The sequence below is a fragment of the Neorhizobium sp. LMR1-1-1.1 genome (genome assembly GCF_040675795.1).
Lineage (GTDB): Bacteria > Pseudomonadota > Alphaproteobacteria > Rhizobiales > Rhizobiaceae > Neorhizobium > Neorhizobium cellulosilyticum.
This window is the reverse complement of the sequence record NZ_JBEGHE010000002.1, coordinates 85,620-105,522: the sequence shown is the minus strand read 5'-3', so window position 1 is coordinate 105,522 and position 19,903 is coordinate 85,620. Positions and strand designations below refer to the sequence as shown.

Below are 19,903 nucleotides of genomic sequence, written 5' to 3'. Positions count from 1 at the left end.
AACGTTGCATATATATGCCAGATGCTTGGCGAGCTGCGGCAGGTCGCTTTCGCCGAAGGCGCAGACATGCTCTGCTATCTCATCGAGATGGCCTATGTCGAAGCCGGTGATATCAAGTCCGGCCGCCGGCCGCGCTCAGCCGGGAAGCGCGATGGAAACGGATCCTCCGGGATGGCGGTATAGCCGTCCGGCCAGATCGAGTTCTAGCAGTACGAGATAGACGGACGACGCGGGAAGGCCCGTGTGGCGGATGATGTCATCTATTTCAGCAGGTGTGGGGCCGAGGGCTGAGATGATCGCATACCGGTCATCGTCATCCGGCGGCACGATGGCGCCTGTCTGCGTATCCGGCTCCTCGATCATAGGCGGCTCGAAAAGATCGAGTTGCGATAACGGGGCGAGAGCTTCCAGCACATCTTCCGGTCCGGTGGTCACAATCGCACCCTGCTTCAGCAGGGCGTTGGTTCCGTGGCAGCGCGGATCGAGCGGGGAGCCGGGCACGGCAAACACGATCCGGCCAAAATCACCTGCCATCCGGGCGGTAATCAGCGATCCGGATTTTTCCGCCGCCTCGACCACGACGACGCCAAGCGAAATGCCGGCGATCAGCCGGTTACGGCGAGGAAAATCCCGTGCTCTCGGCTCCCAGCCGAACGGCATTTCGCTGATCGCGAGACCTCCACCTTTGGTGATCTCATCGAGAAGCCCGAGATTTTCGGGCGGATAGGGGCGGTCAAGCCCGCCCGCAAGCACTGCGATCGTGCCGGTCTCGACGCTGGCCCGGTGTGCGGCGGTATCTATCCCGCGCGCCAGCCCCGAAGTGATGACATAACCGTTCTGGCCGCAGCGCCTGGCGATCATCGCCGCAAACTTGGCGCCGACGACCGAAGCGTTGCGCGAGCCGACGATGCCGACAGACGGACGTGTGGCGCTTGTCAGGTCGCCCTTGATGGCGACGAGCGGTGGAGCGCCATCTATATGCCTGAGCGCGGGCGGATAATCCGGCTCTCCGATGCCGACAAAGCAAGCCCCATGTCTGCTGGCGACTTCAAGCTCCCGCTCGGCATCCTCGATGCTGGAAATACGTAACGAGCGCGTGGCGCCGCCTCGCCGAGAAAGTTCCGGCAGCATGGCGAGTGCATTTTCTGCAGAGCCGCAATGGTTGATCAATTGCCGGAAAGTGGCCGGGCCGACATTGTCTGAGCGGATCAGCCTCAGCCAGGCGATCCTCTGCTTCTCGGTCAGCGCAATTCCCGATCTCCGTGCGCTGCCATCAGGCATGAATCGCCTCTTCGGGCAGATTGCCCGTTTGAGCCGATCTTGCTTTCGGTGCCGGCGATCAACCGCTCGATATTGGTGTTGTGCTTCACCCAGAAAATTACGGTCATGATTGTCGAATGGGTGCAATCTTGACGACACGTATGAACCACGACGCAACCGGAAAGGCAAGGGCGGAAAACGGTACCATGCGCTGTGAGCACGTGCCGGGCCCGGTGGCAGCGAGTGACGCAGTAGCGGCGAGCGCCGCCTGAAGTGACGCGGGCTTTTCCGCAGGCGCAATCGGCTTTCATGTCGTCGGACGGTCGGCTTTGATCCGCTTTTGTCGCTTTCTTTACAGGAAAGCCAAGCAGCCAGATTTGATGGCGGAAAATTTAAGGTACTGGCCGGGTCCAAAAATTAAAACAGAACGACAGGGAGCGGAAACTATCAGGAGGATAGGGAGGACAGTCTTTATATCACAGTTACGGCAGGCCGCGAAAGGCGTTTGAGACGCGCCGTATTTCGTGCCGCTGTCGCAAGCGATTTCGCGCAAGACTACGCGCGGCAATTCGGACGATGAAAGCGCTATCGGCTGCCCGTCATTTTTGACGGTAGCGCGCCATTCCGTCTTCACGCCCGAACAAAACCGGCTGCTCGCGCATACGGTTTGTTCTGATCCAGACGACCAGCTTTCGCTCTCCGCTGCCGAATGGCGGCGGCGTGATCTGCTGCGCCATTGCCTTCATCGAATAACGAATTCCCGACCGTATTGTGGTGAGAGACACAATGCGATGGGCTTCCTTTTTTCTCTGAAAACAGAAAAGACCCACGAAAATGAATGCAGCAAGGAAAATAACCTGGAAGAATTACTTTGGTGTGTCTTCCGTTAATATTTTTATTGCCACCACGCAGAATGTTTTATCTGCGTGGTTGATGTACTACTATACAACATATGCCGGCTTGTCGATAATGGCGGTGGGGACCCTGTTTGCGATCAGCAAACTGGCCGGGGCCTTTTTCTCTCTGTTTTTCGGTGAACTGTCGGACAAATTCGGCCAGACCCGCCTTGGCAAGAAATTCGGTCGTCGCCGCTTCTGGCTTCTCGCCATCATTCCGGTCCACACCATCCTCTTTCCGTTGGTGTGGCTCCCCGGCATGGGGGTGGCTTACTACTATTTCATCTACATTCTCTATAATTGCGTGCTGCGTGTTCCGCAGATCATCATCCCCACTTTGACAACCGAGATGACCACGGATTCGACCGTGCGCGCCAAGATCGAGGGTATGAAGCAGGCCGTTGGTGCGATCGCCACCACGGCGCTTTCGGCGCTGCCCGGCATCATGTTCCTCTATTTCGGCAAGGATCTGGCTGCCTTTACCTGGACCATGATTATTTGTGACGTTCTGGCCTGCGTGGCATTATTCCTGCAATACAAGTGGAGCTTCGAACGGCCGGCGGAGGAACTGCATTTCACCCCGGGCCGAAGCGCCTGGCAGGACATGAAGTTGATGTTCCGCGATCTGGGTTCCACGCTACGGGTCCGTGCATTTCGTCAGTTGCTGGCCATGTTCGTTGCGCAGATCTCGGAGCGTACCATCTCCGGATACGTCAACACCTATTTCATCATTTTCGTCATGTTGATGAGCCCGACCGTCGTTGCCGGTGCCAACAGCGTCGCTTACCTTTTAGGCCTGCTGTTTCTGTCCTTTTTCCTCTGGTACACGATCAAGACTGACGGTGCGACCTCGTTCCGCCTCGGCGCATGGGTAACGCTGCTTGTCTTTGCCGCTTTCGCCTGGCTGGCACTGGTACGCCCACCCCACGCGGAGATCTGGCTGATCGGTCTGACGATCGTCCTGAATTTCGGCAAGACCGGCATTGCCAACGCGTCTTTCTACCTGATGTCATTCATTCCCGATGTCGACGAAATGGTCACCCGCGAACGGCGTGAAGCTCTGTTCTCCGGCGTGTTCAACTTTGTTGATACTGTCATTCAGGCATCGATCATGTTCACCCTCGGTCTGGTTTTGTCGGCCACCGGCTTTCAGCAGGGCGTGGACGTCCAGCCGGAATCCACCGTTACCAGCATCATTGCCATCTATACCTGCGTGCCATTCTGCTTCGGGCTATGGGGTATCATCGTTTCCAAGCGCTTCAAGCTCAACCGCGAGAACCACCTGATCGTGTTGCAGGAAATCGCACGCCTCAAAAATGGCGGTGACCGCAGTGCGGTTGATCCGCAGACCCGCGCGACCGTCGAATTGCTGACTGGTCTTCCCTATGAGCAATGCTGGCAGGAACCGGCTGCGGCGACGGAACACCATGTGGCGGCTGCCGCAGCACGCTGATCCCCGCACTGAAAGGAATGGACAAATGATGATGGTTGAACCAGACGACTTTCCGACAGCGAAGGACGGCATTCCTGTCGCATGGTGTGACGAGGTGACGGGAAAGAAGATTATCCGGCTGTCTGCGCAAGCGGGCACGTCCTCCCTGTATTTCCATCAGCATGCCTATAGCCATGATGGACAACGCATGGTCGTCAGCCGACCTGACGGAATTGGCGTGATCGAACTGGGTAGTCGGCGCAACAGCCTCATCCTGGCAGACCCAGGCGCCGAAGTGCTGATGGTCGGCAGGCAAACTTCGCGGCTTTGGTACATTGATTGCAGTGGTCCTGATCGTGAAGTGTGCACTGTCGATCTTGAGGGCCAACAACGGCAAGGCCACTATCGGCTGTCGCCATCCGAGGCGATCTTCGCGGTCAACGCCGATGAAACCCTGCTGCTTGGAAGCGAGACCCATGAGGGCAAGTCGTTCAACGACGAGTTTACCTCCGGTTCGTCTGATGCGGCCGGAGGCAATGCCAATCCACAAGGAGAGTGGATGGTCGATAGCGACATGTACCACCCCGTCACGGGCCGGCGGCTGACATTCGCGGAACAGAAGGAGGTGCATATCAATAGGCGACTGGAGAGACGTCTTCCGATGACCATCTTCGTCGTCGATCTAAAGACCCGTCTGCGCCGCGATGTCTATCATGCCGCCGACTGGTTGAACCACCTGCAGTTTTCCCCCACCGACCCGCAGCAGATCATGTTCTGCCACGAGGGACCGTGGCACAAGGTGGACCGCATCTGGACAATGCGCCTGGGCAATGATCCCTGCGCCCCGCTTCGTGTGCATACACGCAGCATGAACATGGAGATCGCCGGGCACGAATTCTTTGGCCATGACGGTCAAACCATCTGGTACGATCTCCAGACGCCGCGCGGTGAAGTCTTTTGGCTGGCGGGCTACGAGCTTGAGAGCGGAAGGCGGCATTGGTACGCCCTGGAGCGGGACTTCTGGTCGGTTCATTTCAACGTGTCACCCGACGGCACTTGTTTCGCCGGCGACGGGGGGGATGAAGAAATGGTCGCTCACGCCAAAGACGGCAAATGGATTTCGCTATTCGTCCCTGAGTCGGTTCCGGATGTGGCGGGTATATCCGCGGCCAATGCCGGAGAACTCATCGATCCCGGAGTGCTGCGTGCGGTGCGTCTCGTCGATATGCAAAACCATAACTACCGGCTGGAGCCAAATCTCTCCTTCACGCCCGACGGGAAACAGTTGGTATTTCGCTCCAACATGCATGGAGATGTGCACACCTATGCCGTGGATATCGGCTAGTAACGTTGAGCCGAAAAAAAAACGGGGCTGAACAATGTTGCTCAGTCCCGTTTGTCATAATCTCTATTGTCCGCGGATGAACGGAGGTCAGGTTGAAAGGGCTATCCCTTCGAGCCGATCTTGCTTTCGGTGCCGGCGATCAGTCGCTCGATATTGGTCTTGTGCTTGACCCACGAGATTACTGTCATGACCGCCATCACGGCTGCAATCTTGGGTTCCTGTATGAACCACAGCACAACAGGAACAATAAGCGTCGCCACCAGAGCGGAGAGCGACGAATATTTGCTGAGCTTGGCGATCGTCAGCCACACGGCGGCAAAGACGAGCACCATCCATGGTGCGACGCCGAGCAGGGTGCCGATATAGGTCGCCACACCCTTGCCGCCCTTGAAACCGAGCCAAACCGGGTAAAGGTGTCCGATGAAGGCAGCGAAGCCTGCAAGCAGCCCGGCTTCGGAGCCGAAGAAATGCCAGCCGATGATGGCCGCGACAGTCGCTTTCAGCGCATCGAGCAGAAGCGTCGCTGCGGCGAGTTTTTTGTTGCCGGTTCGGAGCACATTGGTCGCGCCGATGTTCCCCGACCCAATCGAGCGGATGTCGCCGAGCCCTGCAGCACGGGTGAGCAGCAGGCCGAACGGGATCGAGCCGAGCAGATAGCCCAGGATCAGGGCGCCGGCTGCGATCGGCAGTGTGATCTGCCAGTTGAAGAGTTCGCTCACGCTCGGCCCCCATCGATTGCATGCACGCATTTGCCCGCCACATAGGTGGCGACCGCGCGGCCGGAGAAGCGCGCTTCGTCGAACGGCGTGTTCTTCGAGCGCGAGAGGATTGCATCCTTGGAGACGATCCAGGGATCATCGAGATCGATCAGCGTGATGTCGGCCTTGGCACCCACTTTCAGCGTGCCGGCGTCGAGGCCGAAGATATGTGCAGGGCGGGTCGACATGGCGTCGATCAGCCGCATCAGTGGCACGCGCCCGTCATGATGCAGGCGGAGCGCTGCGGACAGCATCGTCTCAAGCCCGATCGCGCCATCGGCGGCGTCGGCAAACGGCAAGCGCTTGGTATCGACGTCCTGCGGATCGTGCGACGAGACGATGATGTCGATATCGCCTGCAGCCAGGGCATCGGCCATGGAGACGCGATCGTCCTCGGTTCTGAGAGGCGGAGACAGCTTGAAGAAGGTGCGGTATTCGCCGATGTCATTTTCGTTGAGTGACAAATGGTTGATCGAGATGCCGCAGGTCACGTTTGCACCGCGGCCGCGAGCAACCTTCATCGCCTCTACCGATTCAGGCACCGAAATCTTGGCTGCGTGGTATTTGGCTTTGGTGAGAGCCGCAATCCTCAGATCACGTTCCAACGGAATGATTTCCGCTTCTTTGGGAACACCGGACAGGCCGAGCCAGCTGGCGAACAGCCCTTCGTTCATTACCCCGTTGCCGAGATATTTGTCACGCAGTTCAAGCGAGATGACCGCATCGAACTCCCGTGCGTAGGTCATTGCGCGGCGAAGCAGCAGCGAGTCGGAAAGCGCATGCCGGCCATTGGTGAAGGCGACGGCGCCGGCTTCCTGCAGCAGACCGAATTCCGTCATTTCCTTGCCTTCAAGGCCACGGGTCAGGGCGGCTGCGGCATGAACATTGACGAGCGCCTTGTCGCGGGCCGTCTTGTGGACGAATTCGACGAGCGCGATGTCGTCGATCACCGGATCGGTCTCGGGCATCATGATGAAGGAGGTGACGCCACCGGCCGCTGCCGCGCGACTGGCCGATTCGATCGTTTCAGTATGCTCTGCACCGGGTTCGCCTACATAGACGCGGGCGTCGACAAGGCCGGGAGTGGCAACGAGACCCTGGCATTCACGGACGCTGGAACCGTGCGGTACACCCTGGTTCAGGGCGTCTTTGCCGCAAGCAAGGATATGTCCGTCTTCGCCGATGATGATCGTGCCGGTTTCGTCAAGATTGCGCGACGGATCGAGGATGCGGACATTTTTGAGAACGGTTGATTTCATGCGCGTTCTCCCTGGTTGGAGGTGAGGAGCGTTTCCATCACGGCCATGCGCACGGCGACCCCCATTTCAACCTGCTGCTCGATCACGCTCTGCGGGCCGTCCGCCACTTCCGAGGCGATTTCAACGCCGCGGTTCATCGGGCCGGGATGCATGACGAGCGCGTCTTCCTTGGCCGCCTTCAGTTTTTCCGCATCAAGCCCGTAGAAATGGAAATATTCGCGAACCGACGGCACGAAGGAACCAGCCATGCGCTCGCGCTGCAGGCGCAGCATCATCACCACATCGGCGTTCTTCAGGCCTTCTGCCATGGAGTGGAAGACTTCCACGCTCATGTCACGAATGCCCGAAGGAAGAAGCGTGGAAGGAGCAACGACACGGACGCGGGCACCCATGGCGTTGAGAAGGATGATGTTCGAGCGGGCGACCCGCGAGTGCAGGACGTCGCCGCAGATCGCCACCGTGATACCGGTCAGCGTACCCTTGGCGCGGCGGATCGTCAGTGCGTCGAGCAGCGCCTGTGTCGGATGTTCATGCTGGCCATCGCCGGCATTGACCACCGAGCAGGCGACCTTCTGGGCAAGAAGCGCTGCCGCACCGGCGGAAGAATGGCGAAGCACCAGCACGTCGGGGCGCATGGCGTTCAGCGTCATCGCCGTATCAATCAGCGTTTCGCCCTTTTTGACCGACGAGTTGCCGACCGACATGTTCATCACGTCGGCGCCAAGCCGTTTTCCGGCAAGTTCGAAGGACGACTGTGTGCGCGTCGAGGCTTCGAAGAAAAGGTTGATCTGGGTAAGGCCGCGTAAGGTGGACGTCTTTTTCTCCCGCTGCCGGGAAATCTTCACGGCCTCGTCAGCCTTGTCGAGAAGATAGGTGATGTCCTGTTCTTTGAGACCCTTGATGCCGAGGAGGTGGCGATGAGGGAAGAAGACCATTGGGCGTGTCTCCGCTTGCGTTCGGCGGTCTATAAGGTTTGGGGGGGCAAGCTGCAAGCGGCATGGTGCAATATACCATCCCACTTTCTTCATTCTGCTTGTGTTTTGGCAGGCGGAAACGGCCATTTGTTGAGAAGCCCAATTTAGGGTCGTGCGCCCGTTCCCACTCCCGTTAACTTCCGCTAGAAGCGGAGCATGAACGAGTTAACCCGCGCCGAAGAAAAATTCGCCGAATTGAACCAGCCTGCGCCCTGGTCCGGCATCAATGCCTATCGCTCCGATCCGCTTCTGGTCGATCTGACGGGTGGGCTCAATCGCGTCATCCGCGAGGAATACGATCAGCTTGGCCGTTACGTGACGTCGCCCGAAGCGCAGGAGCTGGCGCGTATGGCGAATGAAAATCCGCCAAAGCTGAAGACCCACGGTCCGCGCGGCGAGCGTCTCGATGTGGCCGAATTCCATCCCGCATGGCATGCGCTGATGCGCCGTTCGATGCAAACGGGCCTTCATTCTTCCATATGGGAGAACATCCCGGAAGCGAAGGGCAGCGAGCACAAGGCGCGCGCCACGCGCTTCTATCTGACGGCGCAGCTTGAAAGCGGCCACCTCTGCCCGTTGACCATGACCAGCGCTTCCGTTGCAGCCCTGATGGCGTCGCCACGGGTGCAAAAGGAATGGGCTCCCAAAATCCTGTCGCGCAAGTATGATTCAACCAATCGTCCGGCCATGCAGAAAAGCGCGATCACGCTCGGTATGGGCATGACGGAAAAGCAGGGCGGCACCGACGTGCGCGCCAACCGCTCCATTGCCGAGCGGGTAGGTGAGGGCATCTATCGCCTGAATGGCCACAAATGGTTCATGTCGGCACCTATGAGTGACGGTTTCGTCATGCTGGCAAAGACCAAGGATGATATCAGCTGCTTCCTCGTTCCGCGTCTTCTCGAAGACGGTTCGGCCAACGGTCTGCAGTTCCAGCGGCTGAAGGACAAGATCGGTAATCGCTCCAACGCGTCGGCTGAAGTCGAGTTCTCCGATGCATTCGGTTTTCTGCTCGGTGAACCGGGTGCGGGTATTCGCACCATCCTCGATATGGTCACGCTGACGCGGCTTGATTGCGCGGTCGCTTCTGCCGGCATCATGCGCGCATCGCTTGCCGAGGCCGTTCATTTTACGCGCGGCCGCAATGTATTCGGCCGCAAGCTCGTCGATCAGCCTTTGATGACGCGCGTGCTTGCCGATATGGCGCTGGATGTGGCAGCCGCAACCGCACTTGGTTTCCGTCTTGCCGAAGCCTTCGATCGCGCCGCCGGCAATCCGGCGGACGCGGCCTTTGCCCGCGTCATGACCCCGGTCGTCAAATATTTCAACTGCAAGATTGCTCCGTCGCTGATCTACGAGGCAATGGAATGCCTTGGTGGCAACGGTTACGTGGAGGAACGCCCGATCGCGCGTCACTACCGGGAAGCGCCGGTCAACGCGATCTGGGAAGGCTCCGGCAACGTCATGGCGCTTGATGTCCTGCGTGTCCTCTCACGTGGTCGCGACCTGTTCGAGCTGGTACTTTCCGGTTTCGAGCGGGATCTTGGCGCATCCGGCCGCAAGACGATCGAGGTTCTGCGTGCCGCCATGGCGCTTTGCGAACGGGATGAGGGCGCGGCGCGCCTGCTGGTCGAACAACTGGCCCTGGCCGCCGGTGCCGCCGAACTGGCGCGTCTCGGCGCCGGCAAGATTGCCGATGCTTATCTCGAAACCCGCTTGGCCGGTGGCTGGCGCTCGACCTACGGCATGCTCGATGCCCGTTTCGACGCAAGCTATATCGTCGACCTTCTTTATCCGCCGGCAGCGTAGTTCGCTACGAACATCGCGACCGGAATGGAAAAGAAGGCGAGCGCCGTCTGCACGGTTGCGGCTGCAGCGTAAAAATCTGCGTCGCCGCCCATCTGCTTGGCAAGCACATAGCCATTCATCGCGGTCGGGACTGCGGCGCTCAGCGCCAGCAGCGCCAGATTGGTGCCGGTAAGTCCGACGGCAAGGCCGACTGCAATGGCGAGAGCCGGAAATACGACCAGTTTCATGACCACGGCCGACAGCACGCCGATGCTCGGCTTCAGCGCATCTGCAACCTTGAGGCCTGCTCCAACCGTGATCAGGCCAAGGCTGAGCGAGGCCTGAGACAACATCTCGACCGTTGCCATCACCGGCCGATAGAGCGGCAAGCCGATCAGGTTGATGCCGATGCCGAGAATGGTGGCGATGATCATCGGGTTGCTGATGATTTTGATCGCGATGGCGCGATAGTCGCGTTTCTGCCCGGAGAATACGGCAAGTACGGCGATGCTTCCTGCATTGACCGGTACGATCACCGCCGCCATCACCATGCCGACGACGACAAGCCCATGCGCATCATAGGTCTTGGCGGCGATTGCAAGCGCCATGAAGCCGTTCCAGCGCGTCGATGTCTGATAAAGCGAGGTGAAGGTGGAGGGTGTCATCTGGCCGCGTTTGAGAACCGGCCATGAGGCGAGCACGACGATGGACATCGTCGTGAAGGCAAGGATAGCGATCAGGCTGACATGGATGCTGCTTGCATCCGAGAAATCGGCCTTTGCCATGGTCTGAAAGAGAAGGGCGGGAAACAGCACATAATAGCTGCACTGCTCCATCCCCTCCCAGAAATTACCGTTGATGACGGTCGTCCGTTTGAGGCCGATGCCGAGAAGGACGAGCAGGAAGACGGGTAAAATGCTTTCGAATATGGTCAGCATGAGCCGCGGGCGCGCTTATCAGTTTATGTGTTATTCCTCCCGTGCGTCACTCTGCATGTAATCAGTGGCAAGGCAATGGCCGCAATTCTGTGCATCATGTCGCAACACGCTTGCTGCCCGGCGGCCGGGGGATTATCGCCTATGCTGGAGTTTCTTGAAGAATAGGCCGAAGATGCTGCAGATCCCCGAGATGACCACGCAACAGAACCAGCCATTACGGCCGCGCAATCGGGCCAATACCGAGCGTGCGATTTTTCTGGCGGCGCGTGGTCTCCTGTCCGAACACGGTTTCCAGGGTTTCGGGATCAATGCGGTGGCGCGCCGTGCCGGCTGCGACAAGCAACTGATCTACCGTTATTACGGCGGTCTCGATGGTCTGCTCGATGCAATCGGCGAGGAACTCGGCAGCTGGGTGAGCGACAAGATCCCGCAGGATACCGGCGGCATGTTCGTCCTCACCTATGGCGACCTGATGGAAAAGCTTTCGATGTATTTCATGGAAGCGCTGAGGGACGACCCGCTCGTCTGCAGGATCGTCGCCTGGGAAGTCTCTCAAGATACGCCGCAGGTTCGCCGACTTTCCGAGTCGCGCATGAAGGCGCTCGGCAAATGGCTGGAGCGGATGCAGGGAAGCCTGAAGCCGCCGAAAGGCGTCGATACCGCCACGACCAATGCGCTGCTGTTTGCGTCCATCCAGCATCTGGTCATTTCCGCTTCCGTCAGCGGCCAGTTTGCCGGTGTTGCGCTGAAGACGGAAAAGGACTGGGAAAAGGTGGCTGCCGCGGTTCGCCGCCTCGTTCGCGCCATATACGGCTGATCCCAACCATCATTGTCCACAGTCACACCTCGGAAATTAACCATAACCATGGGTTTCCGTTGCACTGAACTGCTGTGTCTTTAGGCTGGTTAATGTATTGTTAACCGAGTTTCGTAAGACAAATGCCAGCTGTGGTAACATTCCTCAGAGAGCGCCTTTTGCTGATCGTCCTGACGGGGGCTTTCGCCGCATTGGCGCTTAACATCGCGGTCCCTGCGTTGGTGCTGAGTGTTATGGCGCTGTCGAGATGGGTTGTCTCGGCGGATTTGGGTTTGGCAGAGCTTGAAGGTAAGGCCGCATGAAGTGGTTCTTGATACTCTGGGCAGGCCCGGTCGCACTGCTGTCGAGCTGGTATGGCTTGTCCTATTATGACATGAGCTTCGGCTTTTTCATGCTGACGCGGCACACCCACGATCTCGTTTTCGAGGTCTATGGAAACATTCTCGGCATTCCGCCCGAAACGATCCCGCCACTCGTTGCAAGGGCGATTGCGTTCGATAGCCTGATCGTCTTTGCGATCATCGCCTTCAGAAAGCGCAAGGCGATCGCTGCATGGTGGCGCAAGCGTCAGTCTTCGAAGGAAGACGTCATTGCCGTACGCAGAGACGAGAGCCTGTCGAGCGCCCCCTGAAGAATGAAGCTTGCCGCAGCCGAATCGATCCGTTCGGCCCGCTTGGCGCGCGAAACGTCCATTTCCAGCAATGCCCTTTCAGCCGCGACGGTCGAGAGCCGTTCGTCCCAGTAGACGAAGGGTAGGGCGGTCTTGTCCGACATGGAGCGGACAAAGGCGCGGGTCGCCTGAACGCGAGGGCCAGCCGAGCCATCCATGTTCATCGGCAGGCCGATGATGAAGGCAGCAACCTTCTCCTTTTCAGCAAATGCCAGCAGCACCTGGGCGTCCTGAGTGAATTTCACCCGCTTGATCACCGGCCGGGGGGATGAAAACCGCCGGCCGAGATCCGACATGGCAAGCCCGATCGTCTTGGTGCCGAGGTCCAGCCCGGCAATTGCCTGGTTCGGCTGAAGCGCTTCGGCCAGTTCTTCGATCGTCAATGTTGCCATGTCTAAAAATCCTGCACTCAGCTTTTCTTGCGCACGAATTCGGTACGCAGCACCAGTCCCTTGATCGTATCGTGCCGGCAGTCGATCTCTTCCGGGTTATCCGTCAGGCGGATGGAGCGGATCACCGTGCCCTGCTTCAGCGTCTGACCTGCGCCCTTGACCTTGAGGTCCTTGATCAGCGTGACGGCGTCGCCATCGGCAAGCACATTGCCGGCGCTGTCATGAACCGCTGAAGCCGCAGCTGCTTTTGCGGCCGCTTCAGATGCAGGCAGCCATTCGCCGCTTGCTTCGTCATAGATGTATTCGTCGTCATTGCCCGCCATGTCGTTTCCTTTGGTGATGAAATGTCGTCCGCTGCCAGTATTGCTCGCAGGAGCTGGGAGCGGCTGGAGGTCGCTTAGCCCACGGTCTACTGGCTGGCAACCGTTGTCGTCAGGACATGGCTATAGCACGATCAGGTATCGGTGGCGCTCATGATCACCATTCCCGCTCGAATCAACCATCGCGAAGTTTGAAATCGGCGAGTGACATGCTATCTTTGGGGCAGGAGGTGAGACGACCTTCATTCCGGTGGGAGCCGGGCTTTCGCTCGACCCCCGTGCTGTTAACGGCTTATCGTCATTGTCAGGCGCCAACCGAACAAACTGACGATCACCGTAACCCGGATTTCAATCGTCTCACCTCCTTTCGTCGCGCCGGAACGTCCGTTCCGACCTTTCCTTTTTATCAAATTTCGATTTGGTTTGTTCCCCCTGATTCCCCTGTATTGGAGGACGATTACCCATGAAGATCACCTGGCTCGGCCATGCCGCTTTCCGTATCGAGACAGCCAAGGCCAAAATCCTGATCGACCCATTTCTCAGCTATAACCAGCCTTTTGCCGATGCCGGTCTCGACATCAAGGATGTGTCTGAAGGTGTGACCCATATCCTACTGACGCACGGCCACGCGGACCATGTCGGCGACACGGTTGCGATTGCCAAGGAAAAGGGCGCGGTCGTTTTAGCCAACGCCGATCTCGGTTCCTGGCTCGGCACCAAAGGCGTCGAAAAGATCGAGATGGGCAATACCGGCGGCACGGTCGCATTCGACGGCTTCACCGCCACTTTCACCCAGGCACTGCATTCCTCCGGCCAGGTCGATGAAATGGGCGTTGCCCATTCACTCGGCTCCGCCAACGGCTTGATGCTGCATTTCGACGATGAGCTTTCGGTTCTCCACATGGGCGATACCGACATCTTCACCGACATGGGCCTGATCAACGAGCTGCACCAGCCGGATCTCGGCATCGTGCCGATCGGCGACCGTTTCACCATGGGCGGCGCGGTGGCGGCTTTGGCCTGCCAGCGCTTCTTCGATTTCAAGCACGCCATTCCCTGCCACTACGGCACTTTCCCGATCATCGACCAGACGCCGGAAAAGTTCGTCAAGGGCATGGAAGGCAGCCGCACCCGCGTTGAAACGCCAGCGCCGGGCACTGTGCTGAGCTATTAATTCCTTGAGCAAGTTTGGCGCGTCGCCACTGCGGCGCGCCGCCTGCGGCCAAATCGTTGCGCATTGTTGCTATTCCGGTTGCGCTTGTTGTTGCGATCACAATACATGGCCATTATAGCGAAGTAGATTTTTATTGCCCGGAGTTGAGCCATGTCCGTCGATCTCGCCACCGTAAAGCGCGTTGCGCGCCTTGCTCGCATTGCCGTCACTGAAGACGACGCCAATCGCATGGTCGGCGAGCTGAATGGTATCATCAATTTCGTCGAGCAATTGGGCGAGGTCGATGTGACCGGCGTCGAGCCGATGACGTCTGTCACCCCGATGGATATGCGCAAGCGCGTTGACGCCGTGACCGATGGCGACAAGGCCGACGACATCGTTGCCAATGCGCCCGTGACCGACCGCAATTTCTTCCTGGTGCCGAAGGTCGTTGAATAAGCCGCTTTTCAAAGCGCTTCCGACCCTCTCCACGCATTCGAACATTTTGAAGAGCCCATGACCGAACTCACCAGCCTCACCATTGCCGAAGCCCGCGAAAAGCTTGGCTCCAAGGAAATCACCTCGGTCGAGCTGACCAAGGCCTATGTCGACGCGATCGACGCCTTCAACAGCACGTTCAATGCCTACATCACCACCACGCCGGAAAAGGCGATGGAGATGGCAAAGGCTTCCGACGAACGCCGCGCTTCCGGTAAGGTCGGTACGCTGGAAGGCATTCCGCTCGGCATCAAGGACCTGTTCGCCACCGAAGGCGTCCACACCCAGGCCGCTTCGCACATTCTCGACGGCTTCAAGCCGAAATACGAATCGACCGTCACGCAGAACCTCTGGGACGATGGCGCCGTCATGCTCGGCAAGTTGAACATGGACGAATTCGCCATGGGCTCTTCGAACGAGACCTCCTTCTACGGTCCGGTCATCAACCCGTGGAAGGCGGAAGGCTCCAACCAGCAGCTCGTTCCGGGCGGCTCGTCCGGTGGTTCGGCTGCAGCCGTTGCTGCCCATCTGTGCGCCGGCGCCACCGCAACCGACACAGGCGGCTCGATCCGCCAGCCCGCCGCCTTCACCGGCACCGTCGGCATCAAGCCGACCTATGGCCGCTGCTCGCGCTGGGGCACGGTTGCCTTCGCATCCTCGCTCGACCAGGCCGGCCCGATTGCACGCGATGTGCGCGATGCCGCGATCATGCTGAAGTCGATGGCATCCGTCGACAAGAAGGACACGACCTCGGTTGATCTTCCGATCCCGGATTACGAGGCCGCACTCGGCCAGTCGGTCAAGGGCATGAAGATCGGCATTCCGAAGGAATACCGCGTCGACAACATGCCGGAAGAGATCGAGGCGCTCTGGCAGCAGGGTATCGCCTTCCTCAAGGATGCCGGTGCCGAGATCGTCGATATCACCCTGCCGCATACGAAATACGCCCTGCCGGCCTATTACATCGTCGCGCCTGCCGAAGCCTCGTCCAACCTTGCCCGTTATGACGGTGTTCGTTACGGCCTGCGCGTCGACGGCAAGGACATTGCCGACATGTACGAAAAGACCCGCGCGGCCGGCTTCGGCACAGAGGTAAAGCGTCGTATCATGATCGGCACCTATGTTCTGTCGGCCGGTTATTACGATGCCTATTACCTGCAGGCGCAGAAGGTCCGCACGCTGATCAAGCGCGACTTCGAGACCGTCTTCCACGCAGGTGTAGATGCGATCCTGACGCCGGCCACCCCGTCGTCCGCCTTCGGTATCGCCGACGAAAACCTCGCAGCCGATCCGGTCGCCATGTACCTGAACGACATCTTCACGGTGACGGTCAATATGGCCGGCCTTCCGGGTATCGCCGTCCCGGCCGGCCTCGACAAGAAGGGCCTGCCGCTCGGCCTGCAGCTTATCGGCAAGCCGTTCGAGGAAGAGACACTCTTCCGCACCGCCCATGTCATAGAACAGGCCGCCGGCAAGTTCACGCCGGCCAAGTGGTGGTAAGCGGGCTTAAAATTCGAGAAATGACTGTCGCCGATCACATTGTGGTCGGCGAAGTCGGTTTTGTGGCCTGGCAATCCAGCGATGCCTTCAAGGATGTCGAGCTTTCGGCCGACGTCCTGGAGCGGACCCGCAGGGCCTACGAGATTTTTGCCGGGGAAACCAAGGTAGACGTCTGGATTGCCGAACTGGACGGCAAGGTCGTTGGCTGGTGTGCGCGCGATGGCGCGCCCAATTATATCTCCGATCTCTGGATTCTGCCCGACCATCAGGGCAGGGGCATCGGCAAGGCGCTGGTTTGGGATGCAATCGCTCGCATCAAGGCGGAAGGGCATAGGACGGCCACCATCCATACCCATGGCCGCAATGCCGGTGCGATCCGGCTTTATCAGCGCTGCGGCTTTGCCATCACGTGGCGCGGCATCGAATATTCGAAAAGCATGGGCATCGACCTGGAAAAGGTTCATCTGGAACAGTCATTAATCTGACCTGGCCGAGGAGAGTAAGATGAACCCCGAACTGATGTCTCTGATCGCAGCATTCGACCGCCTTGCCGCAGCCGGCTTTAAGGTGGGGCCGGAATGGGAAGACGTTCACAATCTCTGCCAGCAACATGAAGGCGAACAGGCATTCGACTGGGGACACGCGCTCTGCCATCGCATCGAAGGCGACGACTGGAATGCCGATTACTGGTATCGTCGGGCGGGTCGGCGACGTATAGGGGCGATCAGCGAGGAGTGGACCGCGATGAAGGCCGCGCTTTCAGCCGCCTGAGGCAAGCAGGATTAGCCACGCGCCTTTGATGACGCGCGGCTCCGGTCCATTTACCGGTTATTCAGCTCGGCTCTCACCAGCACCAGTCCCCGCTCGGTAATCCGGTAGGGCCTGCCACCTTGCGATCGGATCGCCTTCTTCTGCTTCAACTTTCGAAAGGTGAGGAGATCAAGGCCCGAAAAGATCCAGCCTTCGCGGGTGAAGAGTTGCAGTTTTTCGATTTTGCGATTGTCGTCGCGGGTGATCTCGATCCGGCCGCCCTGGGCAAGCAGGTGGAGGATGCGCTGTTCGGCGCGGGAAATGTCCATTGTTTCGATGTCCGGAGAGGCGCTCGCATTGGAGCGCACAAAAACGGTTCCGACACCCGGATTGGGGGTCGGGGCTTACGTTTTTGTCTGGGCCAGTCGCCTGACGGCTACCGGCCCCTCAACGGGTCTCTTGGGACGAGAACATCAAAACTCCATCAATGCTCTTTCGGGTTAAACGCCTTGCGGGCGGCGGTCAAGTTTTGCAACCGTCGCGGTTCTTGAAGTCAGACGCAAAAAAAACGCGCCGGTTGCCCGACGCGTTTCCTGTTTCGAATGGGCGTTATCCGCTCAGTCGAGCGTATAGGCGATGACCGAATCGCCGGGCGTGGTGCCGAGCGAGCCGTGGCCACCGGCGGCAACCACGATATACTGCTTGCCGTCTTTGCCACGATAGGTCATCGGCGTTGCCTGGCCACCGGCCGGAAGTGCCATTTTCCACAGCACTTCGCCTGTCTGCATGTCGTAACCACGGATCGAGTCGTCGAGGGCTGCGGCCGTAAAGGCAACGCCGCCGGCGGTCGTCAGCGTTCCACCATGGGCGAGCATGCCCATTTCGAACGGGATCGGGAACTTCACGCCGGCGAACTGCTGTCCGGCCACCGTGCCGTTGCGGTATTTCCAGGCGGTCTTGCCGGTCTTCAGGTCGACGCCGACGCGCACACCCCAGGCCGGGGCATTGCATGGAGCGTTCAGCGCCGAACGGAAGTGCTGGATCGATACGGCATAGGGGCCGCCGAGGTTTTCGTTGCCCGGTTTGGACTCGCCGCCCGAATTGTCCCCGCCGAATACGCGCTTGTTAAGGTCGCCTGCCTGACGCGGATAAAGCTTGTAGAGATAGGCGAGATATTGCGGTGTGCCGATCAGCCACTTGTTGACCGGATCGGTTGCAACCGAACCCCAGTTGAACACGCCGATATTGCCCGGCCATACGAGCGAACCGGTCGTTGTCGGCGGCGTCCACGGATTGCCGTCATAACGATACTGGTTGTAGGTCGTGCGGCATGCCATCTGGTCGAATGGTGTCGCGCCCCACATGTCGGCTTCGCGCAGCGGAGCCGGTGTGAAGTTGAGCGAGGACATCGGTTGCGTCGGCGAAAGCTTCTCGCCGGCAATGTCGGTATTGGTGCTTACCGGCACGTCGCTGATTGGCAGGATCGGCTTGCCGTTGGTACGGTCGAGAACCCATAGATTGCCGATCTTGGTCGGGATGATGATCGCCGGTGTATCGACGCCGTCCTTCGGCAGGTTCAGGAGAACCGGCTGGGAAGGGTTGTCGCGGTCCCACAGATCGTGATGCGAAGTCTGGAATTTCCACTTCAGCTGGCCGGTCTTCAGGTCGAGGGCGGCGAGCGCATCGACGAATGCCTCCTGCTCGGGCGTGCGCGAAATGCCGACCTGGTCAGGCGAGGCGTTACCGAACGGGATATAGGCGAGACCGAGAGTTTCGTCCGCTGCGAACTGCGTCCACGCGACGACCGAATTCGGCTCGTAATGCTCGCCGGCAGCAAGCGGAGCCGTGTCTTTCGGCTTGCTTGCGTCGAACTTCCAGACGACCTTGCCGGTGCGAACGTCGAAGGCGCGGATAACGCCCGACGGATTGTTTTCGTAGTAGTTGTCGGCGATCGCGCTGCCGAGGATGATCAGATCCTTGGTCACAAGCGGAGCGGATGTCTGCTGGTAGGTGGCACGATTGGTATCGACCATGCCTTCCATCAGGTCGACATAACCGTCGGTGCCGAAGGTCTTGCACAGCGCGCCGTTATCGGCGTTGAGCGCAAACAGGCGGGCATCGACCGTGGAGGCAAGAATACGGCGCGGGCATTCGGCAACGGCGGCTGTGGTCGCTGCCTGCTGTTCCGGCGTGCTGTCCGCAGGAGCGGCATAGGCTGTCGAATCGTTCCACGAAACGCCACGGCAGGTCTGGTGCTGATAGAACGGATCGCGCTTCATCATCGGGTCGAAGGACCACAGGACCTTGCCGCTTTCCGGCTGGAGCGACTGGATGATGTTATGCGGCGTGCAGAAATAAAGCGCGCCATTCACTTTGATCGGCGTCGCTTCGAACGTGTATTCCTTGGAATCCTGATCTTCCTTGCGCAGGTCTCCGGTATGGTGTTCCCAGGCGACCTTCAGGCCTTTGACGTTTTCGATGTTGACGTCCTTCAAGGCCGAGTAGCGCTGGCCGAGATTGGTGCCGCCATAGGCGGTCCAGTCTTCCGCGGGATAGGCAATACCGCTCGGATCGGTCGCAGCATCTGCCGAAGCCGTCGTTTCCAGCTTTCCGGTGATCGACAGCGGATCGTAGAACCAGGCGATGACGCCGAGAACGGCAATCACGGCCACGACGGCGCGCAATGCAAGAACGCCGTTCTTGAGGCTCGGTGCCCAAGGTTTCTGCGGGCGGTCACTCAGGCTGTTTGTGACGAAGGAGAGGCTGAGCAGCAGACCTAGGAAGATGACAAGCGCGCCGCGGGGAATCCACTGCCACTTGTCGAAACCGACTTCGTAAAGCGTCCAGATGAAGGTGATGGCCAGCGTCAGCGCATAGACCCAAAGACCGGCCTGGCGTCGGGCAATCAGCAATGCGCCCGAGACGATGAGGCCAAGGGCCATGATAGCATAAAACGGGGAACCTCCCGCCAGCGCCAGCTTTGCTCCATACCAGAGAATAGCCAGGCCAAGCAGAGCGGTAATAACCCCTCCGATACGAGACATCATTTCGATGTGCTCCTTTATTGGGTTCAGGAATTGCGGTCGAAAATTGAATTTGAGAGGGGCGAGAGCCCTTAAACGGTGCGGCGTAAGGCCGCGGCCCTACGATGAA

At 59.1% G+C, this 19,903-nt stretch carries 20 protein-coding genes; 10 read left to right on the top strand and 10 right to left on the bottom strand.

The genetic code is table 11. The features are described 5' to 3' along the window. Positions 1 to 135 precede the first annotated feature (135 nt). Both dprA and MRBLMR1_RS08345 read right to left on the bottom strand, forming a co-directional pair. On the bottom strand, positions 136 to 1,281 hold the full coding sequence (gene dprA, locus MRBLMR1_RS08350) for a DNA-processing protein DprA (RefSeq protein ID WP_500064081.1): 1,146 nt from the start codon (positions 1,279 to 1,281) through the stop codon (positions 136 to 138). Positions 1,282 to 1,859: 578 nt separating this feature from the next. Then, positions 1,860 to 1,997, bottom strand: coding sequence for a hypothetical protein (locus tag MRBLMR1_RS08345; RefSeq protein WP_500064080.1), 138 nt, complete (start codon positions 1,995 to 1,997; stop codon positions 1,860 to 1,862). Between the two features lie 97 nt (positions 1,998 to 2,094). On the opposite strand from MRBLMR1_RS08345, the gene MRBLMR1_RS08340 reads away from it, so the two are divergent. Both MRBLMR1_RS08340 and MRBLMR1_RS08335 read left to right on the top strand, forming a co-directional pair. After that, entirely contained in the window at positions 2,095 to 3,609 is a 1,515-nt protein-coding gene (locus MRBLMR1_RS08340; RefSeq protein ID WP_148147994.1) for an MFS transporter, read from the top strand. 25 nt (positions 3,610 to 3,634) lie between these two features. After that, the gene (locus MRBLMR1_RS08335) at positions 3,635 to 4,933 is read left to right on the top strand and encodes an oligogalacturonate lyase family protein (protein WP_500064079.1); all 1,299 of its coding nucleotides are present in this window, start codon (positions 3,635 to 3,637) and stop codon (positions 4,931 to 4,933) included. Positions 4,934 to 5,034: 101 nt separating this feature from the next. Here the strand turns inward: MRBLMR1_RS08335 and plsY are convergent, their stop codons facing one another. From plsY to MRBLMR1_RS08320, 3 genes are read right to left on the bottom strand one after another with little or no spacing between them, the layout of a single operon-like run. After that, positions 5,035 to 5,682 carry a glycerol-3-phosphate 1-O-acyltransferase PlsY gene (gene plsY, locus MRBLMR1_RS08330; protein WP_206825161.1) on the bottom strand — a complete coding sequence of 216 codons (648 nt, stop codon included), beginning with the start codon at positions 5,680 to 5,682 and terminating at the stop codon, positions 5,035 to 5,037. Further along, the gene (locus MRBLMR1_RS08325; protein WP_500064078.1) at positions 5,649 to 6,950 is read right to left on the bottom strand and encodes a dihydroorotase; all 1,302 of its coding nucleotides are present in this window, start codon (positions 6,948 to 6,950) and stop codon (positions 5,649 to 5,651) included. The genes plsY and MRBLMR1_RS08325 overlap by 34 nt, the downstream gene beginning before the upstream one ends. Then, a complete protein-coding gene (locus MRBLMR1_RS08320; RefSeq protein WP_183826883.1) occupies positions 6,947 to 7,885 on the bottom strand; it encodes an aspartate carbamoyltransferase catalytic subunit in 939 nt (312 codons plus the stop codon). The genes MRBLMR1_RS08325 and MRBLMR1_RS08320 overlap by 4 nt, the downstream gene beginning before the upstream one ends. Before the next feature lie 195 nt (positions 7,886 to 8,080). On the opposite strand from MRBLMR1_RS08320, the gene MRBLMR1_RS08315 reads away from it, so the two are divergent. Then, a complete protein-coding gene (locus MRBLMR1_RS08315) occupies positions 8,081 to 9,733 on the top strand; it encodes an acyl-CoA dehydrogenase family protein (protein WP_500064077.1) in 1,653 nt (550 codons plus the stop codon). On the opposite strand, the gene MRBLMR1_RS08310 is transcribed toward MRBLMR1_RS08315, so the two are convergent. Then, positions 9,715 to 10,650 carry an AEC family transporter gene (locus MRBLMR1_RS08310; protein WP_148148000.1) on the bottom strand — a complete coding sequence of 312 codons (936 nt, stop codon included), beginning with the start codon at positions 10,648 to 10,650 and terminating at the stop codon, positions 9,715 to 9,717. The genes MRBLMR1_RS08315 and MRBLMR1_RS08310 overlap by 19 nt on opposite strands. A 172-nt stretch (positions 10,651 to 10,822) precedes the next feature. Here MRBLMR1_RS08310 and MRBLMR1_RS08305 point away from each other — a divergent pair, with 172 nt between their 5' ends. Together MRBLMR1_RS08305 and MRBLMR1_RS08300 are read left to right on the top strand one after the other, a co-directional pair. Beyond that, positions 10,823 to 11,467 carry a TetR/AcrR family transcriptional regulator gene (locus tag MRBLMR1_RS08305; RefSeq protein ID WP_148148001.1) on the top strand — a complete coding sequence of 215 codons (645 nt, stop codon included), beginning with the start codon at positions 10,823 to 10,825 and terminating at the stop codon, positions 11,465 to 11,467. A gap of 298 nt (positions 11,468 to 11,765) precedes the next feature. Next, positions 11,766 to 12,098: a DUF6105 family protein gene (locus tag MRBLMR1_RS08300; RefSeq protein WP_148148003.1), complete on the top strand. Its 333-nt coding sequence runs from the start codon at positions 11,766 to 11,768 to the stop codon at positions 12,096 to 12,098. Here the strand turns inward: MRBLMR1_RS08300 and ruvX are convergent. Beyond that, positions 12,035 to 12,529: a Holliday junction resolvase RuvX gene (gene ruvX, locus MRBLMR1_RS08295; protein WP_148148004.1), complete on the bottom strand. Its 495-nt coding sequence runs from the start codon at positions 12,527 to 12,529 to the stop codon at positions 12,035 to 12,037. The two genes, MRBLMR1_RS08300 and ruvX, sit on opposite strands and share 64 nt — an antisense overlap. 17 nt (positions 12,530 to 12,546) lie before the next feature. After that, entirely contained in the window at positions 12,547 to 12,852 is a 306-nt protein-coding gene (locus MRBLMR1_RS08290) for an alkylphosphonate utilization protein (RefSeq protein ID WP_148148005.1), read from the bottom strand. Between the two features lie 460 nt (positions 12,853 to 13,312). On the opposite strand from MRBLMR1_RS08290, the gene MRBLMR1_RS08285 reads away from it, so the two are divergent. The 5 genes from MRBLMR1_RS08285 (at position 13,313) to MRBLMR1_RS08265 (ending at position 16,771) form a co-directional block, all read left to right on the top strand. After that, positions 13,313 to 14,023, top strand: a complete 711-nt coding sequence (locus MRBLMR1_RS08285) for a metal-dependent hydrolase (protein WP_148148006.1) — start codon at positions 13,313 to 13,315, stop codon at positions 14,021 to 14,023. Between the two features lie 150 nt (positions 14,024 to 14,173). Beyond that, the gene (gene gatC / locus MRBLMR1_RS08280) at positions 14,174 to 14,461 is read left to right on the top strand and encodes an Asp-tRNA(Asn)/Glu-tRNA(Gln) amidotransferase subunit GatC (RefSeq protein WP_148148007.1); all 288 of its coding nucleotides are present in this window, start codon (positions 14,174 to 14,176) and stop codon (positions 14,459 to 14,461) included. Positions 14,462 to 14,518: 57 nt separating this feature from the next. Next, on the top strand, positions 14,519 to 16,000 hold the full coding sequence (gatA, locus tag MRBLMR1_RS08275; RefSeq protein ID WP_500064076.1) for an Asp-tRNA(Asn)/Glu-tRNA(Gln) amidotransferase subunit GatA: 1,482 nt from the start codon (positions 14,519 to 14,521) through the stop codon (positions 15,998 to 16,000). A gap of 20 nt (positions 16,001 to 16,020) precedes the next feature. Beyond that, complete coding sequence (locus MRBLMR1_RS08270; protein ID WP_500064075.1) at positions 16,021 to 16,485, top strand: GNAT family N-acetyltransferase; 465 nt, start codon at positions 16,021 to 16,023, stop codon at positions 16,483 to 16,485. 19 nt (positions 16,486 to 16,504) lie between these two features. Next, positions 16,505 to 16,771 carry a hypothetical protein gene (locus MRBLMR1_RS08265; protein ID WP_500064074.1) on the top strand — a complete coding sequence of 89 codons (267 nt, stop codon included), beginning with the start codon at positions 16,505 to 16,507 and terminating at the stop codon, positions 16,769 to 16,771. 50 nt (positions 16,772 to 16,821) lie between these two features. On the opposite strand, the gene MRBLMR1_RS08260 is transcribed toward MRBLMR1_RS08265, so the two are convergent. Next, positions 16,822 to 17,079: a YjhX family toxin gene (locus MRBLMR1_RS08260; protein ID WP_500064073.1), complete on the bottom strand. Its 258-nt coding sequence runs from the start codon at positions 17,077 to 17,079 to the stop codon at positions 16,822 to 16,824. Positions 17,080 to 17,367: 288 nt separating this feature from the next. Next, the gene (locus MRBLMR1_RS08255) at positions 17,368 to 19,797 is read right to left on the bottom strand and encodes a membrane-bound PQQ-dependent dehydrogenase, glucose/quinate/shikimate family (protein WP_500064072.1); all 2,430 of its coding nucleotides are present in this window, start codon (positions 19,795 to 19,797) and stop codon (positions 17,368 to 17,370) included. Between the last annotated feature and the right edge of the window lie 106 nt (positions 19,798 to 19,903).

Excerpts from the sequence above, each read along its gene's own strand:
- dprA (WP_500064081.1), bottom strand. The coding sequence starts at position 1,281 with ATGCCTGATGGCAGCGCACGGAGATCGGGAATTGCGCTGACCGAGAAG.
- MRBLMR1_RS08345 (WP_500064080.1), bottom strand. The coding sequence starts at position 1,997 with ATGGCGCAGCAGATCACGCCGCCGCCATTCGGCAGCGGAGAGCGAAAG.
- MRBLMR1_RS08340 (WP_148147994.1), top strand. The coding sequence starts at position 2,095 with ATGAATGCAGCAAGGAAAATAACCTGGAAGAATTACTTTGGTGTGTCT.
- MRBLMR1_RS08335 (WP_500064079.1), top strand. The coding sequence starts at position 3,635 with ATGATGATGGTTGAACCAGACGACTTTCCGACAGCGAAGGACGGCATT.
- plsY (WP_206825161.1), bottom strand. The coding sequence starts at position 5,682 with ATGCGTGCATGCAATCGATGGGGGCCGAGCGTGAGCGAACTCTTCAAC.
- MRBLMR1_RS08325 (WP_500064078.1), bottom strand. The coding sequence starts at position 6,950 with ATGAAATCAACCGTTCTCAAAAATGTCCGCATCCTCGATCCGTCGCGC.
- MRBLMR1_RS08320 (WP_183826883.1), bottom strand. The coding sequence starts at position 7,885 with ATGGTCTTCTTCCCTCATCGCCACCTCCTCGGCATCAAGGGTCTCAAA.
- MRBLMR1_RS08315 (WP_500064077.1), top strand. The coding sequence starts at position 8,081 with ATGAACGAGTTAACCCGCGCCGAAGAAAAATTCGCCGAATTGAACCAG.
- MRBLMR1_RS08310 (WP_148148000.1), bottom strand. The coding sequence starts at position 10,650 with ATGCTGACCATATTCGAAAGCATTTTACCCGTCTTCCTGCTCGTCCTT.
- MRBLMR1_RS08305 (WP_148148001.1), top strand. The coding sequence starts at position 10,823 with ATGCTGCAGATCCCCGAGATGACCACGCAACAGAACCAGCCATTACGG.
- MRBLMR1_RS08300 (WP_148148003.1), top strand. The coding sequence starts at position 11,766 with ATGAAGTGGTTCTTGATACTCTGGGCAGGCCCGGTCGCACTGCTGTCG.
- ruvX (WP_148148004.1), bottom strand. The coding sequence starts at position 12,529 with ATGGCAACATTGACGATCGAAGAACTGGCCGAAGCGCTTCAGCCGAAC.
- MRBLMR1_RS08290 (WP_148148005.1), bottom strand. The coding sequence starts at position 12,852 with ATGGCGGGCAATGACGACGAATACATCTATGACGAAGCAAGCGGCGAA.
- MRBLMR1_RS08285 (WP_148148006.1), top strand. The coding sequence starts at position 13,313 with ATGAAGATCACCTGGCTCGGCCATGCCGCTTTCCGTATCGAGACAGCC.
- gatC (WP_148148007.1), top strand. The coding sequence starts at position 14,174 with ATGTCCGTCGATCTCGCCACCGTAAAGCGCGTTGCGCGCCTTGCTCGC.
- gatA (WP_500064076.1), top strand. The coding sequence starts at position 14,519 with ATGACCGAACTCACCAGCCTCACCATTGCCGAAGCCCGCGAAAAGCTT.
- MRBLMR1_RS08270 (WP_500064075.1), top strand. The coding sequence starts at position 16,021 with ATGACTGTCGCCGATCACATTGTGGTCGGCGAAGTCGGTTTTGTGGCC.
- MRBLMR1_RS08265 (WP_500064074.1), top strand. The coding sequence starts at position 16,505 with ATGAACCCCGAACTGATGTCTCTGATCGCAGCATTCGACCGCCTTGCC.
- MRBLMR1_RS08260 (WP_500064073.1), bottom strand. The coding sequence starts at position 17,079 with ATGGACATTTCCCGCGCCGAACAGCGCATCCTCCACCTGCTTGCCCAG.
- MRBLMR1_RS08255 (WP_500064072.1), bottom strand. The coding sequence starts at position 19,797 with ATGATGTCTCGTATCGGAGGGGTTATTACCGCTCTGCTTGGCCTGGCT.